Origin of the sequence: Streptomyces sp. KL109B (assembly GCF_030766935.1) — a bacterium.
Lineage (GTDB): Bacteria > Actinomycetota > Actinomycetes > Streptomycetales > Streptomycetaceae > Streptomyces.
Genome location: NZ_JASERL010000015.1, coordinates 211,991 through 228,612, shown reverse-complemented (window position 1 = coordinate 228,612; position 16,622 = coordinate 211,991). Strand labels below are relative to the sequence as shown.

Annotated in this window: 10 protein-coding genes; 9 read left to right on the top strand and 1 reads right to left on the bottom strand. The window is 72.8% G+C overall.

The features are described 5' to 3' along the window. The first annotated feature begins 34 nt into the window (after positions 1 to 34). The 6 genes from RBJ65_RS37045 to RBJ65_RS37020 all read left to right on the top strand — a co-directional run bounded on the left by RBJ65_RS37045 (position 35) and on the right by RBJ65_RS37020 (position 10,539). Positions 35 to 514: an NUDIX domain-containing protein gene (locus RBJ65_RS37045; RefSeq protein WP_306319698.1), complete on the top strand. Its 480-nt coding sequence runs from the start codon at positions 35 to 37 to the stop codon at positions 512 to 514. 55 nt (positions 515 to 569) lie between these two features. Then, positions 570 to 1,358: a 3-hydroxybutyrate dehydrogenase gene (locus tag RBJ65_RS37040; protein ID WP_306319699.1), complete on the top strand. Its 789-nt coding sequence runs from the start codon at positions 570 to 572 to the stop codon at positions 1,356 to 1,358. Between the two features lie 138 nt (positions 1,359 to 1,496). Continuing rightward, positions 1,497 to 3,428, top strand: a complete 1,932-nt coding sequence (locus RBJ65_RS37035) for a GAF domain-containing protein (protein WP_306319700.1) — start codon at positions 1,497 to 1,499, stop codon at positions 3,426 to 3,428. A gap of 142 nt (positions 3,429 to 3,570) precedes the next feature. Further along, positions 3,571 to 3,957, top strand: a complete 387-nt coding sequence (locus RBJ65_RS37030) for a hypothetical protein (RefSeq protein WP_306319701.1) — start codon at positions 3,571 to 3,573, stop codon at positions 3,955 to 3,957. After that, positions 3,957 to 4,886: a hypothetical protein gene (locus RBJ65_RS37025; protein WP_306319702.1), complete on the top strand. Its 930-nt coding sequence runs from the start codon at positions 3,957 to 3,959 to the stop codon at positions 4,884 to 4,886. Before RBJ65_RS37030 ends, RBJ65_RS37025 begins: the two co-directional genes overlap by 1 nt. Before the next feature lie 55 nt (positions 4,887 to 4,941). Continuing rightward, positions 4,942 to 10,539: a CHAT domain-containing protein gene (locus RBJ65_RS37020; protein WP_306319703.1), complete on the top strand. Its 5,598-nt coding sequence runs from the start codon at positions 4,942 to 4,944 to the stop codon at positions 10,537 to 10,539. Between the two features lie 45 nt (positions 10,540 to 10,584). Here RBJ65_RS37020 and RBJ65_RS37015 read toward each other — a convergent pair whose 3' ends face one another. Beyond that, positions 10,585 to 12,009 (bottom strand): MFS transporter, encoded by a 1,425-nt coding sequence (locus RBJ65_RS37015; RefSeq protein WP_306319704.1) that lies wholly within the window; start codon positions 12,007 to 12,009, stop codon positions 10,585 to 10,587. 244 nt (positions 12,010 to 12,253) lie between these two features. On the opposite strand from RBJ65_RS37015, the gene RBJ65_RS37010 reads away from it, so the two are divergent. From RBJ65_RS37010 to RBJ65_RS37000, 3 genes are all read left to right on the top strand, one after another. Further along, positions 12,254 to 13,288 (top strand): PHP domain-containing protein, encoded by a 1,035-nt coding sequence (locus RBJ65_RS37010; protein WP_306319705.1) that lies wholly within the window; start codon positions 12,254 to 12,256, stop codon positions 13,286 to 13,288. A 187-nt stretch (positions 13,289 to 13,475) separates the two neighbouring features. Next, positions 13,476 to 14,177, top strand: a complete 702-nt coding sequence (locus RBJ65_RS37005) for a hypothetical protein (RefSeq protein ID WP_306319706.1) — start codon at positions 13,476 to 13,478, stop codon at positions 14,175 to 14,177. Positions 14,178 to 14,363: 186 nt separating this feature from the next. Next, the gene (locus RBJ65_RS37000; protein WP_306319707.1) at positions 14,364 to 16,583 is read left to right on the top strand and encodes an NADP-dependent isocitrate dehydrogenase; all 2,220 of its coding nucleotides are present in this window, start codon (positions 14,364 to 14,366) and stop codon (positions 16,581 to 16,583) included. Positions 16,584 to 16,622: the final 39 nt, after the last annotated feature.

Genomic DNA, 16,622 nt, shown 5'->3' with positions numbered 1-16,622 from the left:
CGGTTCGTTGTGGCGTACAGGTAGGGTCGTTCGCATGGCGACTCCTGAATTCATCCGTACGATCCGGGCCACCGCGGGCCACCAGTTGCTGCTTCTCCCGGGAGTCAGCGCCGTCGTCTTCGACGACGAGGGCCGGGTGCTCCTCGGGCGGCGCGCGGACACCGGCAACTGGTCGATCATCGGCGGGATCCCCGAGCCGGGCGAGCAGCCCGCCGATGTCGCCGTGCGTGAGGTCTTCGAGGAGACCGGCGTCGAGTGCGTCGTCGAGCGGGTCGTGCTCGTGCAGGCCCTGGAGCCGGTCACGTACCCCAATGGTGACCAGTGCCAGTTCATGGACACGTCCTTCCGCTGCCGGGCCACCGGTGGCGCGGCCCGCGTCAACGACGACGAGTCGCTGGACGTCGACTGGTTCTCCCTGGACGCGCTGCCGCCGCTCGGCGAGTTCGCGATGTTCCGGATCAAGCAGGCGCAGGCCGAGGGGCCCACATGGTTCGAGACCACGACCGAGCGCTGAAGTATGGGTGCCGCCCACATCGGGCGGCGCTGATCAACTGCCTAGGGTTCTTGTCATGACGCCGCGCACCTCGCTGACCACGCCCGCCGCCCCCGAACTGGACCTCGGCGGCCGCACCGCACTCGTCACAGGCGCCGCCAGTGGCATCGGCCGGGCCTGTGCCCTGCGCCTCGCCGCGGCGGGCGCCAAGGTCAGAGCGGTGGACCGGGACGCGGCGGGGCTCGAGGAGTTGGCAGGGGAGGCCGATGGCGTCGAGCCGTACGTCCTGGACCTGACCGACCTCGACGCCGCGGAGGAGGCGGCGGCCGGCACCGACGTCCTCGTGAACAACGCCGGAATCCAACTGGTCCGGCCCATCGAGGAGTTCCCGCCCGACGTCTTCCACACCGTCCTCACCGTAATGCTGGAGGCCCCGTTCCGGCTGCTGCGCGGCGCGCTGCCGCACATGTACGGGCAGGGCTGGGGGCGCGTCGTGAACGTGTCGTCGGTGCACGGGCTGCGGGCCTCCGCGTACAAATCGGCGTACGTCGCCGCGAAGCACGGCCTCGAAGGTCTGTCGAAGACGGCCGCGCTGGAAGGGGCGGCGCACGGCGTCACCTCGAACTGCGTGAACCCCGGCTATGTGCGCACGCCGCTCGTCGAGCGACAGGTCGCCGACCAGGCCGCCGCGCACGGCATCCCCGAGGAGCGGGTGCTCGGCGAGGTGATGCTGCAGGACAGCGCGATCAAGCGGCTCGTCGAACCCGCCGAGGTCGCCGAGGCCGTCGCGTATCTGTGCACGCCGCACGCCTCGTTCATGACCGGCACGTCCCTCGTTCTCGACGGCGGCTGGTCCGCCCACTGAAAACCCCTGAATTTTGCGGAGTTTGGGAGGATTCGTCACGGAGTGCGGTCGCTCGGCAGAGTGACGGGGACTCCGCGACGACCCGAGTTGTCCACAGGCCTAGCAGGCCCGACCGCCCGACGGGTAATGCTTGTCTGCATGTCGCGCCACCAACCGCACTCACCCGCCGCCTCCGGCCCGGTCGTCACCGAGGACCCGCAGGCCCCGTTCCTGGAGCTGCTCGCCAGGGGCGCCTCCGCCGACGCCTATGAACAGCCCGTGCTGCTCGCACGGGCCGAGGGCGCGACGCCCGAGCGGATAGCGGCACTGGAAGCGGCCAAGGCGCTCGCGCTGCGCGTGCGCGCCGACATGGAGGGCAGGCGGCGCCGCGAGGCGGAGCTGTCCGCGCTGTTCGAGACGGCGCACGACCTCGCGGGCCTGCGCGACCTGGACGCGGTGCTGCACGCCATCGTCCAGCGGGCCCGCTCGCTGCTCGGCACCGACGTCGCCTATCTGACACTGAACGACCCGGTCAGGGGCGACACCAGCATGCGGGTCACCGAAGGCTCGGTCGCGGCGCGCTTCCAGCAGCTCCGCCTCGGCATGGGCGAGGGACTCGGCGGCCTCGTCGCGCAGACCGCGCGGCCGTACGTCACCGACAACTACGGGCAGGACGTGCGCTTCCAGCACACCCACAGCATCGACGCGGGCGTCCGGGACGAAGGGCTCGTCGCCATCCTCGGTGTCCCGCTCATGCTGGGAGCGCAGGTCATCGGCGTGCTGTTCGCCTCCGACCGGCGCACCCGGATCTTCGAGCGCGAGGAGATCGCCCTGCTCGGCTCGTTCGCGGCGCTCGCCGCGGCGGCCATCGACACCGCGAACCTGCTCACCGAGACCCGGCAGGCACTGTGCGAGCTCGAGCGGGCCAACGAGATCATCCGGGACCGCAGCGGCGTCATCGAGCGCGCCTCCGACGTGCACGACCGGCTCGCCGAGCTGGTGCTGCGCGGCGGCGGAGTGCACGACGTGGCCGCCGCCGTCTCCCAAGTCCTCGACGGAACCGTGGAGTTCACCGACCCGGAGGCGGCGCCCTGCCGCGCCGTCAAGGCGTCCCGCTCCGACGGGCACGCGGTGCGGTACGAGGACGACTGGGTCGCGGCCGTCGCCGCAGGCGGCGAACTGCTCGGCGCTCTCGTGCTGCGCGGCCACCCCGGCCTCGACCCGGTCGACCAGCGCACCCTGGAGCGCGCCGCCATGGTGACCTCGCTGCTGCTGCTCGCCCGGCGCTCCGCGGCCGAGGCCGAACAGCGGGTGCGCGGCGAGCTGTTGGACGACCTGCTGGACGGGCGCGACCGCGATCCGCGGCTGCTGCGCGAGCGGGCGCAGCGGCTGCACGCCGACCTCGACGCGACGCATGTGGTGCTCGCCGCCCGCCTGGAGGGCACCGGGGACGCCGAGCAGGAGGCGGCCGCGCGCCGCCGCCTGGGCTCCGCCGCGGGCCACCTCGCGGCGACCCGGCACGGACTGGCCGCCCCGCGCGACGGCGGCACCGTCCTGCTGCTGCCGTTGTACGCCACCAACGCGTCCGCGCTTGCCGCACACGTCGCGAGCAGACTCTCCGAGACCGTCCACGAGAGCGTCACCGTGGGCGCGTCCGCCCCGGTCGCCGAGCTGGCCGAGCGCGCCGAGCGGGCGGCAGCCGCCTACGCCGAGGCGCAGCGCTGCCTCGACTCGCTGCGGCTGCTCGGCAGAGCGGGACAGGGCGCGGCGGCCGAGGACTTCGGCTTCCTCGGGCTGCTGCTCGCCGACAGCAGGGACGTCGCCGGGTTCGTCACCCGCACCATCGGTGCCGTCACCTCCTACGACGAGCGCAGAGGCACCGACCTGCTGCGCACCCTCGACGCCTACTTCGCGTCCGGCATGAGCCCGGCCAGGACGAAGGACGCGCTGCACGTGCACGTGAACACGGTCGCGCAGCGCCTGGAGCGGATAGGCAGCCTCCTCGGCGAGGACTGGCAGGCGCCGGAACGCGCCCTTGAGATCCAACTCGCCCTGCGGCTGCACCGGCTGGCGGACCCCGGCCGGTCATGAGCCGGTCGTGAGCCGGTCATGAGCGTCAACGCCCATGACGCCAAGGGGTGTTGACCGGCGATCGACGACATGACCCGAGTGGCACTATGGACAACGCGGCGCGTGCGGGACGCGACGGTACGAGGGGACGGGGGTGGGGCCGATGTCGTCTTCGGCGGACGATCTGGTGAGCGACGGGTTGGCACACGTCTGCGGAGAGACGGACCGGCTCCGGGAGGACCTGGGCGGCGCCGCCACGCTCCTTGACGAGGTGCTCGGAGCCGCTCGGGCCGGGCGGGATCTGCGCGAGCCGCTCGACGCGCTGCACCGGGCGATCCGGGCGACCGGGGACGTACTCGGGGTGTACGGCGGATCGCACCCGCGCCGCGACCCCGGTGCGGCCGTGGCGGGGCTCTCCCCGGTGCCGACGGAGAGCGCGCACGTGTGCCCGTCCGGCCTCTGCTCCCGGTACGTGTGGGCCGACCGGGTCGGCGAGGCACCCGTGTGCGAGGTCAACGGCCGGCCCCTGCTGCGACAGCGGCTGCCGTGATGGGGGGATTCCTCGGCGAGCTCGGCAAACGGCTCGCCGAACGGTGGCTGTCCCTGCTGGTACTGCCCGGCGTCCTGTACCTGGCGGTGGCGGCAGCGGCACGGGTGCTCGGGCAGCGGGACCCGTTCGCCGTGCACCGGCTGACCGCACAGGTCACCGAGTGGGCCAAGGCCCCCGCGGCGACCACGCTCGGCGGGCAGGTCGTGCTCCTCGCCGCCGTCCTCCTCGGCGCGGCGGCCGTCGGCCTGTGGGCCCAGGCACTCGGCTCGTTCGTCGAACGGGCCGTGCTGGCCGCCGGGTGGCGGTCGCTGCCGAGACCGCTGCGCCGACCCGTCGCGGCCCGCGTCGAGTGGCGCAGACGGCGCTGGTCCGCGGCGCGAGAGCGCTACCACGGCGCGCGGAACGCCGCGGCACGCGCGCTGGCGACCCGCACCCCCTTCGACCACAGCGAGCGGCACGTCGCCCACCACGCCATGACACGCATCGCGCAGGAGCGACCGGAGCGGCCCACCTGGAGCGGCGACCGCCTGCACGCCGTCGCCCTCCGCCTCGACCGCGATCTGCGCCTCGACCTGGCCGTGGTGTGGCCTGTGCTGTGGTTCCACGTCCCGCAGGAGACCCGCGGCGAGGTCACCGCGGGCCGAGAAGCCGTCAGCGCGGCGGCGGCGCTCGGCGGTTGGGCCGTGCCGTACGGGCTGCTCGCCTGGTGGTGGTGGCCCGCCGCGGTCGTCGCCGCCGTCATGGCCGTCACCGCCCGCAAGCGGCTGCGCCTCGCCCTGGAGGCGTACGCCCAGACCGTCGAAGCGGTGACCCGGCTGCACGCCGGCGCGCTCGCCCAACAGCTCGGCATCGAACACACCGGCGTACTCCCACCCGAAGCGGGAGCCGCGCTCAGCTCCCACCTGAGGGGCGGGGCCGCGCCGGACTAGAGCCTGATCCAAACGACAGGCCCTGGATTCCCTACGAACGCACGGGGTGGAAACAATGGCCGTACGGGACACAGGACTTGCCGCGGTGCGGGCCCGGCTGGAACGGGCCTCCGACGCGGGGACACCACCCGCGGTGCTGGAGCCCGCGGCGGAGACCGAGGCGCGCGAACTCGCGGAGGCGATCGGCACCGGGGCGGACCCCGACGCCCGGTGCGCGCTCGGCTGGCTGCACTGGCACCGCGCAGAGGCCCTGCCCGAGGCGGCGAGCGAAGCGGAACTCGCCTCCGCCGTCGCGATGTTGACCACGGCCTTCGTGCACGGAGCCGGTGTCGACCGGATGCCGGGCCCGCTCCTTCCGACCGTCGCGGCCCGCGCGGTACCGATCGCCGACGCCCTCCTCGAACGGCTCGACGACGGCATGGACGCCCGGCGGATCACCGAGCTTGTCGGCCTGTGCCGAAGGATCGTCCAGGCGACGCCGGAGGGCAGCCCGGAGAAATGGGCGCGGCTGTCCAACCTGGGGGCCGTGCTGCGCCAGCGGTTCCTGATCTCCGGGACGCTGGCCGACCTGGACTCGGCGATCGTCGCCACCGACGAAGCGGTCGGCGCCGTGTCCCCGGACCACCCGATGCGGGGCAGCGTGCTCTGCAACATCGGCGTCATGCTGCAGACCCGGTACGAACGCTCCGGCGTCCCCTCCGACCTCGACCGGGGGATCGCCGTGCTGGAGGCGGCCGTGGCGCACGCCGAGGCGGCGCGGTACGCGCTCGCCGGCTGCCTCACGAGCCTCGGCAACGCGCTGCGGATCCGCTACGACCGGGACGGCGGGGACGCCGATCTGAACGCCGCCGTCGCCGCCACCGAGCGGGCCCTGACCGTCGAGGCCGGGGACCCCTCGGCGCTCGCCAACCTCGGGATGATGCTCACGGTCCGGTACGAGCGCCACAAGGCGGCCGCCGACATCGAGAAGGGCGTCGCGCTCCTACGAACCGCGGTGGAGGTGACCCCAGAGGAGTTCCCCAACCGCTGCGGGCGACTGTCCAGCCTCGCCAACGCTCTGCGGCAACGCCACGCGCACAGCGGCGCACCCGCGGATCTGGACGAGGCGATCGCGACGGCCCGCGCCGCCGTCGCCGCGGCAACGGACGGACACCCGCTCAACGGCATGTTCCTGTCCAACCTGGCGGCGTTCCTGCAGATCCGGTCCGCCACCACCGGGTCCGCCGAGGACTTCGACGCGGCGATCGAGGCCGGGTCGGCCGCCGTCGCGGCGCTGCCCGAGGACAGCCCGCCACGCGCGGGCGCGCTCGCCAACCTCGGCCGGATGTTCCGGGACCGGTTCACGGCCCGCGCGGCGGCGGGCGACCTCGACTCCGCGATCTCCACCCTGGAGCGCGCGGTGGCCGCGGCGGGCGGCGCCCCACGGCGCGCGTCCTTCCTCCACGACCTGGCCATCGCGCACCACATGCGCGCGCAGCACACCACGTCGCCCGCCGACCGGGACGCGGCGATCGAAGCGGCCCGCGCCGCCGTGGAGCTGGGCCGGACCGACACCCCCGACCGGGCCGAGCACCTGGTGCTGCTCGGCGTGCTCCTGAGGGACCGCTTCCTGGCCGCGGGACCGGCCGCCGACCTGGACGAGGCCATCGACTGCGGCAGGGCCGCCGTGGCCATCGCCGTCCCCGACGCGCGGGCGCGGGCCAACCAACTGTCCAACCTGGCGGCCCTGTTGGACACGAGGTTCCAGCGCACCAAGGACCGCGACGACATCGAGGAGGCGCTGCGAGCCATCCGGGAGGCCGTGGCACTCGATCCCCCCGACGACCCGCAGCGGCCGGCGTACCTGTCGAACCTCACCCACATGCACCGGTCCCGCTTCGAGAGCACCAAACAGGTGCCGGAACTCGACGCCGCCGTCGCGACCATCGCGTCGGTCCTGGAGACGACACCCCGCGACAGCGGCCAACGCACCATGTACGTACGCAACTTGGCGGCCGTGCTGCAGACGAAGTACGAGGCGACCCGCTCCCGCGCCGACCTGGACGACGCCATCGCCAGGATCGAGGCCGCCGCGGACCTCGTGCCCGCGGACGTCGAAGTGCTGCCCGGCGGCGGCATGGAAGCCATCGCGGACCAGGTCGCGCGGCTGCTTCGCGACGAGCACGCCGTACAGCTGCGGGCCTGTCTCGCCTGGCTGCACCTGAACCGGGCGGCAGGGCCGCTCCCGCAACACCAAGTGCGTACCGCGCAGCTCGTCGCGATGTCGCTCTACCGCGTCTGCTTCCTCGCCGGTGACGACTCCATGTCGGAAGGAGTGCGGACCTGGGCCGCGCGGGACACCCGACCCGTGGTGCTGCGTCTGCTGGTACGCGCCCAGGAGGGAGCCGACCCACGCGTGACCGCCGCTCTCCCGGACCTCTGCCGACGGATCCTCGACGCTCTCCCGGACGGCGACCCGGCGCGCGCGGGCGCCACGGACCTGCTGGCGCTGGCCCACTGGGCGGAGTTCAACCAGAGCGACACGCTCGGCTCCCTGGACGCGGCCATCGACACCCTGCGCGCCCTGGTCGACGCCACGCCCCCTGACGACCCCGACCGGCTGGGCAGGCTGAGCCTTCTGGGCAGCTTCGTCGGCGCGCGCTACGAGCGCACCGGGAACGTCGCAGACCTGACACCGGCCGTGGACGCCACCCGCGCCGCCGCGCGGGCCGCCACCTCCCCGGACGAGCGGTCCGCACACCTCGACGCGCTCGCCGCCGCGCTGAACAACAGGTACACCGGCGCCGGCTCCGCCGCGGACCTGGACGAGGCCATCGAAGCCTGCCGTACGGCCCTGCGGCTGGGCTCCGCCGCCGACGCCGACGACGCCGACACCGACGCCGACGCCGACGCCGACGCCGACGCCGCCCAGCGAAGCCGCGTCACCATGTTGGTCCTTCTCCTGGGCCGCCGGTTCGAGCTGCGCTGGGAGCCCGCCGACATCGAGGAGGCGGTCGACCTCGGGCAGCGCGCCGTGGAGCAGTTCCCGGAGGGTGCCGAACTGGCGGGCTGCCTGGGCTACTTGGCGTCCGCGTTCGAGACACGGTTCGAGGCCACCGGCCGTGTCGCGGACCTGAACGCGGCCGTCGACCACCGCCGCAAGGCCGTACGGATGACCGCGAGGGCCGACGAACGGCCCGGTCAACTGGCCGCACTCGGAGGCCACTTGAGGCTGCGCTTCCGGCGGACCGGCGCGCGTGCCGATCTCAACGAGGCCATCGAGGCGTGCCGGGCCGCCCTCGAAGGGACGCCGGAGGACCACGGGGTGTACGCGGGGCGGCTGTACGAGCTGGCGCTCGTCCTGCGCATGCGCTTCGAGGAGACCGGGGAGCTCTCCGACGTGGACGAGGCGGTCGACAGGGCGCGGACCGCGCTGCGCCGCACCCCGCAGTCGCACGTCGACCTGCCCCTGCGCCGCTCGGGTCTGGGGACGGCGCTGCTGGTCCGCTACCGCCGCACGGGCGTCGCGGAGGACCTGGACACGGCGATCGCGAGCTTCCGGACCGCCGTGGCGGCCACCCCGCCCGGACACGTCAACCACGCACGCTTCACGTCCAACCTCGCGCTCGCGCTGTGGTCCCGGTTCGAGGCGACCGGCGAGTCCGCCGACCTGACATCGGCCATCGAGAGCGGCGAGCGGGCGCTGGCCGGCACACCGGAGGGCGAGCCCGACCACGCGTGGCAGGCGGTGAACCTGAGCGAGGCGCTCAAGAGCCGGTTCGATCTGACCGGGGACCCCGCCGACCTGGACGCGGCGATCGACCACGTGCGGGTCGCCGTCCGCGACACCCCCGACGACCACCCCCAGCGCGCCAAGAACCTGTTCGCCCTGGGAGGCATGCTGCGTCGCCGGGCAGCCCGCGCGGACGCCACCGCCGACCGCGACGAGGCGTTCTCCGTGTGCGCGGAGGCGGCCGAGTTCGCGTACGGAGCCCCCTCCGTGCGGATCAGTGCGGCGGCCGCAGCGGCGTCCATGATCGGCAGGACCGCCCCGGCACGCGCCGCGGAACTGCTGGAACACGCCGTACGACTGCTGCCGGACGTGGCCCCGGACCAATTGCGGCGCGGCGAGGTGCAGTACGCGCTGCGGGGCGCCGCGGGACTCGCGGCCGACGCCGCCGCGCTGGCCCTCGCAGCGGCGCCCGGCACGGAGCAGGAGCGGGCCAAGCGCGCGCTGCGCCTCCTGGAGGCGGGCCGCGGCGTGCTCCTCGGCCGCGCGCTCAACGCCCGCGAGGACCACACCGGCCTGCGGGAACGGCACCCCGAACTCGCCGAACGGTACGCGCGCCTGCGAGACCTGCTCGACCAGCCTCCCGGGGACCGCCCCAGCGCTCCCCAGGAGCGCCACCGGACGGCCGACGAACTCGCCGCGACACTGAGCGAGATCCGGTCCCAGGACGGGTTCGCGTCGTTCGGGCTGCCGCCCGCCGTCGACGAGCTGCTCGCCGAGGCCGCGCACGGCCCCGTCGTCGCGTTCAACGTGAGCCGCTACCGCAGCGACGCCCTCCTGCTCACCGACGCCGGCATCAGGGCGGTCCGCCTTCCGGAGCTGCGCCACGACACCCTGCGGGAGCAGGTCGACGCCTTCTATTCGGCGCTGCGGGTCTGCGCCGACCGGGCGGCGGAGCCCGCGGCGCGGCGCGGTGCCCAGGCCGCCATCCACGCGGTCCTTGCCTGGCTCTGGGACAGCGCCGCCGAACCCGTGCTGCGGGCGCTCGGACACCTCACCACCCCGGCCGACCAGGACGCGTGGCCGCGCGTGTGGTGGATGCCGGGAGGACTGCTCAGCCTGCTCCCCGTGCACGCCGCCGGGCACCACATGGACCCCGCCGGGCACCACAGGGCCCCCACCGAGCACCACACGGACCTCGTCGGCGACGCTCCGCGCGACACCGTCATGGACCGGGTCGTCTCCTCGTACACGCCCACCGTCCAGGCCCTGCGGCACGCGCGGCGCAGGCCGTCCGCGCCGACCGGTCCGGCCAGGGCACTGATCGTGGCGATGCCCACCACCCCGGGCGTGCCGGGGGAGCTGCGCAATGTGCCGACCGAGGTCGACCGGATCGGCGCGCACCTCTTCCACCCGGTCCTGCTGGCGGAGCCTGCCCCCGGCACGCAGCCGTCCGCTCCGCTGCCGACGAAGCGGAACGTGCTGTCACGGCTGCCCGGCTGCCAGATCGCGCACTTCGCCTGCCACGGGGCCAACGACGTGGTCGACCCCTCCCGGAGCCGACTGCTGCTGCACGACCACGACAGCGACCCGCTGACCGTGGCCAGTCTCGCCCCGGTCCGGCTCGACCAGGTAGAGCTGGCCTATCTGTCCGCCTGCAGCACGGCGGTGACCAACACCGACGGCCTCGCGGACGAGGCGATCCACCTGGCCGCCGCGTTCCAACTCGTCGGCTATCCGCACGTCATCGGCACCCTGTGGGAGGTCGACGACATGATCGCGGTGGAGGTGGCCGAGCACTTCTACCGCTCCTTGCACGCGGACCACGGCTCCCTGAACGTCGCCGAGGCGGCCGAAGCGCTCCACCGCGCGACCCGTGCCGTGCGCGACCAGTACCCGGCGCTTCCCTCCCTGTGGGCGGCGCACCTGCACGCGGGAGCCTGACGTGCCGTCGGCGGACCGGGCAGGCGGCACGTCAGGCCCTCGATGTCACACGCGGTGCGCGCCGGAGGGCCGATCGGACGGCGCCGCCCCGCCGCCGACCCCGTGCCCGGCACCGGCACCGGCACCGGCACCGGCGTCGGCGTCGAGGTCGGACAGGTCGCGGTGCCGGGTCTCCTTGGCCACGCCGACCGCGATCAGCGTCAGCAGCGCGGCCGCGACGACGTACAGGGCGATCGGCGTCGAGGAGCCGTACTCGGACAGCAGCGCCGTGGCGATGAGCGGCGCGGGCGCGCCCGCCGCCACCGAGGCGAACTGCGCGCCGATCGAGGCCCCGGAGTACCGCATCCGCGTCGCGAACATCTCGGAGAAGAACGCGGCCTGCGGTGCGTACATGGCGCCGTGCAGCACCAGGCCGACGGTCACCGCGAGGAGCAGGCCGCCGAAGTCCGCCGAGTCGATCAGCGAGAAGAACGGGAACATCCACAGGCCGACGCCCGCCGCGCCCAGCAGATACACGGGCCTGCGGCCGACCCGGTCGGAGAGGGCGCCCCAGGCGGGGATCACCGCGAAGTGCACGGCGGACGCGATGAGTACGGCGTTCAGCGCGGTCTGCTTCGAGACGCCGGCCGAGGTGGTGGCGTACACGAGGATGAAGGCGGTGATGACGTAGTAGCTGATGTTCTCGGCCATCCGCGCGCCGATGGCGACCAGCACGTCACGCCAGTGGTGGCGCAGTACGGCGACGAGCGGCATCTTCTCCACGGTGTCGCTCGCGGCCGCCTTGCGGGCCTCGGCGCGCGCCAACGCCTCCTTGAAGACGGGGGATTCGTCGACGGACAGCCGTATCCACAGACCCACGAGCACGAGTACGCCGGAGAGCAGGAACGGGATGCGCCAGCCCCAGTCGTCGAACGCGGCGTCCGAGATCAGCGCGGTCAGCGCCGAGAGCACACCGGTCGCGAGGAGCTGTCCCGCGGGCGCCCCCGTCTGCGGCCAGGACGCCCAGAAGCCGCGGCGGCGCGCGTCGCCGTGCTCGGAGACGAGGAGCACCGCGCCGCCCCACTCGCCGCCGAGGGCGAAGCCCTGGACCAGGCGCAACACGGTGAGCAGCACCGGCGCGGCCGTGCCGACCGTCGCATGGGTCGGCAGCAGACCGATGGCGAAGGTGGCGCCGCCCATCATCAGCAGGCTCACCACCAGGAGCTTCTTGCGGCCGAGCCGGTCGCCGTAGTGCCCGAAGACGAGCGCGCCCAGCGGGCGCGCGGCGAACCCGACGGCGTACGTCAGGAAGGAGAGCAGGGTGCCGACCAGGGGATCGGACTCGGGAAAGAAGAGCTTGTTGAAGACCAGCGCCGCGGCGCTGCCGTAGAGGAAGAAGTCGTACCACTCGATCGTGGTGCCGATGAGGCTCGCCGCGACAATGCGCTTGAGATTCCCGGGCGTTGGTGGAGCGGTTGCTGCGGAGGCCATGTGCACCACTTCCAGGCGTTGGGCGTTGGTGGGGACGTGTCTGTGCTGGCACAAGGTAGGAACACGCAGGTCAGCGGCACATGTGGTGGGGCACCATACTTTCGGGGCCGACTGTGGCCGTTCGGCACGGACGAACGTGGACCGCAGGCCACGGGCACGGGCGGCTACGGGTGCCGGTCCGCTGGCTGTACGGCAGGCTTGAGTCGTACGCGGAGGGGGCTGGGGTCGGCCGGAGGTGGCGACGATGAAGCCCGTGCGGGCGCTGGAGCGGATCGCGTTCCTGCTGGAGCGCGGCGGTGCGCCCACCTATCGGGTGCGCGCGTTTCGCACCGCCGCGCGCGTGGTCGACGACCTGGGCGACGCGGAGCTCGCGCGGCACCTCGCCGCCGGATCGCTGGAATCCCTCAAGGGCATCGGCCCCAAGACCGCCGCCGTGGTGCGGGAGGCCGCCGCCGGGCAGGTGCCGGACTACCTCACGCACCTGGAGGACGAGCTCGCCCGCACGGTGCCGGTCGAGGGGGACGTGGGCGTCGCGCTGCGGGCGCTGCAGCGCGGCGACTGCCACCTGCACTCCGACTGGTCCGACGGCGGCAGCCCCATCGAGGAGATGGGCCGCGCGGCACGGGACCTCGGCCACGAGTGGGCGGTGCTCACCGACCACTCGCCGCGCCTGACCGTGGCGCGCGGACTGTCGCCGCAGCGGCTGCGCGAGCAGTTGGACGTGGTGGCCGAACTCAACGCGACCTGGGCGCCGTTCCGGCTGCTCACCGGCATCGAGTGCGACATCCTCGACGACGGTTCGCTCGACCAGGAGCCCGAGCTGTTGGAACGCCTCGACGTGGTCGTCGTCTCGGTCCACTCCAAGCTGCGGATGGACGCCGCCGCGATGACGCGCCGCTTGGTGGCCGCCGTGCGCAATCCGCACGCCGACATCCTCGGTCACTGCACCGGGCGCCTCGTCACCGGCAAGGGGCGGCCCGAGTCGACGTTCGACGCGGAGGAGGTGTTCGCGGCGTGTGCGGATGCCGGGACGGCCGTGGAGATCAACAGTCGGCCGGAGCGGCTTGATCCGCCGCGGAGGTTGCTGCGTAAGGCCGTCGCGGCCGGGACCTTGTTCGCCATCGACACCGATGCGCATGCCCCCGGGCAGTTGGACTGGCAGTTGTTCGGGTGTGCGCGGGCGGAGGAGTGTGGGGTTCCTGCGGAGCGGGTCGTGTCCACGTGGGCGGCGGGGGAGTTGCTGGCGTGGGCCGGTGGGTCTTCCGGCTCCACGGGGTGAAAGATCGGGGCTCTGCCCCGGACCCCGCTGCTCAATCGCCGCAGGGGCTTGAATTGCCGGAGCCGCTTGATGGGCCGCGGGGGATTGAATTGCCGGAGCCGTCGGATGAAGGCCGGAGCCGTCGGATGGAGGCCGGAACCGAAGGTGCGGGCGGGGGCGTGTACCGGGTACGTACACGGGGGGTGTCGTGCAGATCGTTGAGGTGACCGGGTTCGCTGTCCGATCCGCGGTGGTGACGTTGCGGAGGAGCGGAACGCCGCTGGAGTTCGTGGTGTTTCCGATGCTGCACGTCGCGTCGCCGACGTTCTACGCCCAGGTCCGGCGGCGGCTGCGGGACTGCGACCTCGTCGTCATGGAGGGCATCCGCGGGAAGTCGGCCGTGGTGAGCACGCTGACGCTCGCCTACCGGTTCGCCCCTCGCTGGAGTCGCAACGGCCTGCAGTTGCAGCGCGCCGACCTGCTGCTCCCCGAGTCCGTGCCGGTCGTCCGCCCGGATGTGACCGCGGCGGAGGCGGTCGCGGACCTGAAGGCGTTGCCGCGGTGGGAGTATCTGATGCTGCTGGTCGCGGCGCCCGTGATGGGCCTGGTGTTCGCGGTGCGCGGGCCGCGCGCCTTCCTCGACGAGGACCTGGAGGTCGGCGACCTGGCGACGACGGCACGGGCGGAGGAGCGGGCCGACAACGCGATCGTGAAAGCCATGAGTGACAGGCGCGACCTTCGGCTGCTCGACGCGCTCGACGCGATCCACGCCGCGCACCACACCGAAGCGCTGCGGGTGGCCGTCGTCTACGGAGCCGGACACGTCCCGGCGATCGTGGCCGGGCTGCGGCAGCGCCATGGCTACCGGGCCCGGGACGCCGAGTGGCTCACGGTCTGCGTCCCGGCATAACCCCTTCCACCCGGCCACCCACACCCTTCCACCCGGCCACCCACACCCCTCCACCCGGCCATCCGCGATCTTGGCGGGCGGACCCCTTTCCGATCCGGGGCGCCGACGAGATATCTTGATGTCGAGCAATCAGAGACAAGACTCAAGACTGCAGACGACGTGGAAGACGTGGAAGCGGAGCACCCGGTGACTGACTCGACCATCATTTACACGCACACAGACGAGGCCCCGGCCCTCGCGACGTATTCCTTCCTGCCGGTCATCGAGGCCTACGCGTCCACCGCCGGCGTCGGCGTCGAGACCCGCGACATCTCCCTGGCCGGGCGCATCCTCGCCCAGTTCCCCGAGTACCTCACCGAGGAGCAGCGCGTCCCGGACGCCCTCGCCGAGCTCGGCGAGCTGGCCAAGACGCCGCAGGCCAACATCATCAAGCTGCCGAACATCTCGGCCTCGGTCTCGCAGCTCAAGGCCGCCATCGAAGAGCTGCGCGAGCACGGCTACGCGCTGCCGGACTACCCGGACGAGCCGAAGACGGACGAGGAGCGCGAGGTCGGCGCCCGCTACGACAAGGTCAAGGGCTCCGCCGTCAACCCGGTCCTGCGCGAGGGCAACTCCGACCGCCGCGCCCCCGCCTCGGTGAAGAACTACGCCAAGGCCCACCCGCACCGCATGGGCAAGTGGACCGCCGAGTCCAAGACGAACGTCGCGACCATGGGCGAGAACGACTTCCGCTCCACCGAGAAGTCCACCGTCGTCCCGGCCGACGACCAGCTGAAGATCGAGCTCGTCGCCGACAACGGCACCACCACCGTGCTGCGCGAGTCCGTCAAGGTCCTCGCCGGCGAGGTCGTCGACGCCTCCGTGCTGCACGTCGCGCCGCTGCGCGAGTTCCTCACCGCGCAGATCGCCCGCGCGAAGGAGGAGGGTGTGCTGTTCTCCGCGCACCTGAAGGCCACCATGATGAAGGTCTCCGACCCGATCATCTTCGGCCACGTCGTGCGCGCCTTCTTCCCGGAGACCTTCGCCCGCTTCGGCGCCGACCTGGCCGCCGCGGGCCTCTCCCCGAACGACGGCCTCGGCGGCATCTACAAGGGCCTCGAGACGCTCGCGAACGGCGCCGAGATCAAGGCCTCCTTCGACACCGAGCTGGCCGCGGGGCCCGACCTGGCCATGGTCGACTCGCACCGCGGCATCACCAACCTGCACGTGCCGTCCGACGTCATCATCGACGCCTCCATGCCGGCGATGATCCGTACGTCCGGCCACATGTGGAACAAGGACGACCAGGAGCAGGACACCCTCGCGGTGATCCCCGACTCCTCGTACGCCGGTGTCTACCAGGCCGTCATCGACGACTGCCGCGCCAACGGCGCCTTCGACCCGTCGACCATGGGCACCGTCCCGAACGTCGGCCTCATGGCGCAGAAGGCCGAGGAGTACGGCTCCCACGACAAGACCTTCGAGATCAAGGCCTCCGGCACCGTCCGCGTCACCAACCAGGCGGGCGACGTCGTCCTGGAGCAGCAGGTCTCCGAGGGCGACATCTTCCGCGCCTGCCAGACCAAGGACGCCCCGATCAAGGACTGGGTCAAGCTCGCCGTCACGCGCGCCCGCGCCACCGGCGACCCGGCCGTGTTCTGGCTGGACGAGGGCCGCGCCCACGACGCCCAGCTGATCAAGAAGGTCGAGCAGTACCTGCCGGAGTTCGACACCGAGGGCCTGGACATCCGTGTCATGTCCCCGGAGGACGCCACCAAGCTGTCCGTCGAGCGCATCCGCCAGGGCCTCAACACCATCTCGGTCACCGGCAACGTGCTGCGCGACTACCTGACGGACCTCTTCCCGATCCTGGAGCTGGGCACCAGCGCCAAGATGCTGTCGGTCGTCCCGCTGATGAACGGCGGCGGCCTCTTCGAGACGGGCGCCGGCGGCTCCGCCCCGAAGCACGTCCAGCAGCTCGTCAAGGAGAACTACCTGCGCTGGGACTCCCTCGGTGAGTTCCTCGCCCTGGCCGTCTCCTTCGAGCACCTCGCCACCTCCACGGACAACGCCCGCGCGAAGGTCCTCGGCGAGACCCTGGACCGCGCCACCGGCACCTTCCTCAACGAGGACAAGTCGCCGACCCGTCGCCTCGGCGGCATCGACAACCGCGGCAGCCACTTCTACGTAGCCCTGTACTGGGCCCAGGAGCTGGCCCAGCAGACCGAGGACGCCGAGCTGGCCAAGGCCTTCGCGCCGCTCGCCGAGAAGCTCTCGGCGAACGAGCAGAAGATCGTCGACGAGCTGATCGCCGTCCAGGGCTCCCCGGCCGACATCGGCGGCTACTACCAGCCCGAGTCGGCCAAGGCCGACAAGGTCATGCGCCCGTCGCAGACCCTGAACGAGGCGCTGGCCTCACTCGTCTGATCCCCGTACGGATCGCACTGCCCCGGCCGGCCGTCGCGC

Coding starts and splice junctions, on each gene's coding strand:
- RBJ65_RS37010 (WP_306319705.1), top strand. CDS start 12,254: ATGAAGCCCGTGCGGGCGCTGGAGCGGATCGCGTTCCTGCTGGAGCGC.
- RBJ65_RS37020 (WP_306319703.1), top strand. CDS start 4,942: ATGGCCGTACGGGACACAGGACTTGCCGCGGTGCGGGCCCGGCTGGAA.
- RBJ65_RS37025 (WP_306319702.1), top strand. CDS start 3,957: ATGGGGGGATTCCTCGGCGAGCTCGGCAAACGGCTCGCCGAACGGTGG.
- RBJ65_RS37040 (WP_306319699.1), top strand. CDS start 570: ATGACGCCGCGCACCTCGCTGACCACGCCCGCCGCCCCCGAACTGGAC.
- RBJ65_RS37045 (WP_306319698.1), top strand. CDS start 35: ATGGCGACTCCTGAATTCATCCGTACGATCCGGGCCACCGCGGGCCAC.
- RBJ65_RS37030 (WP_306319701.1), top strand. CDS start 3,571: ATGTCGTCTTCGGCGGACGATCTGGTGAGCGACGGGTTGGCACACGTC.
- RBJ65_RS37035 (WP_306319700.1), top strand. CDS start 1,497: ATGTCGCGCCACCAACCGCACTCACCCGCCGCCTCCGGCCCGGTCGTC.
- RBJ65_RS37015 (WP_306319704.1), bottom strand. CDS start 12,009: ATGGCCTCCGCAGCAACCGCTCCACCAACGCCCGGGAATCTCAAGCGC.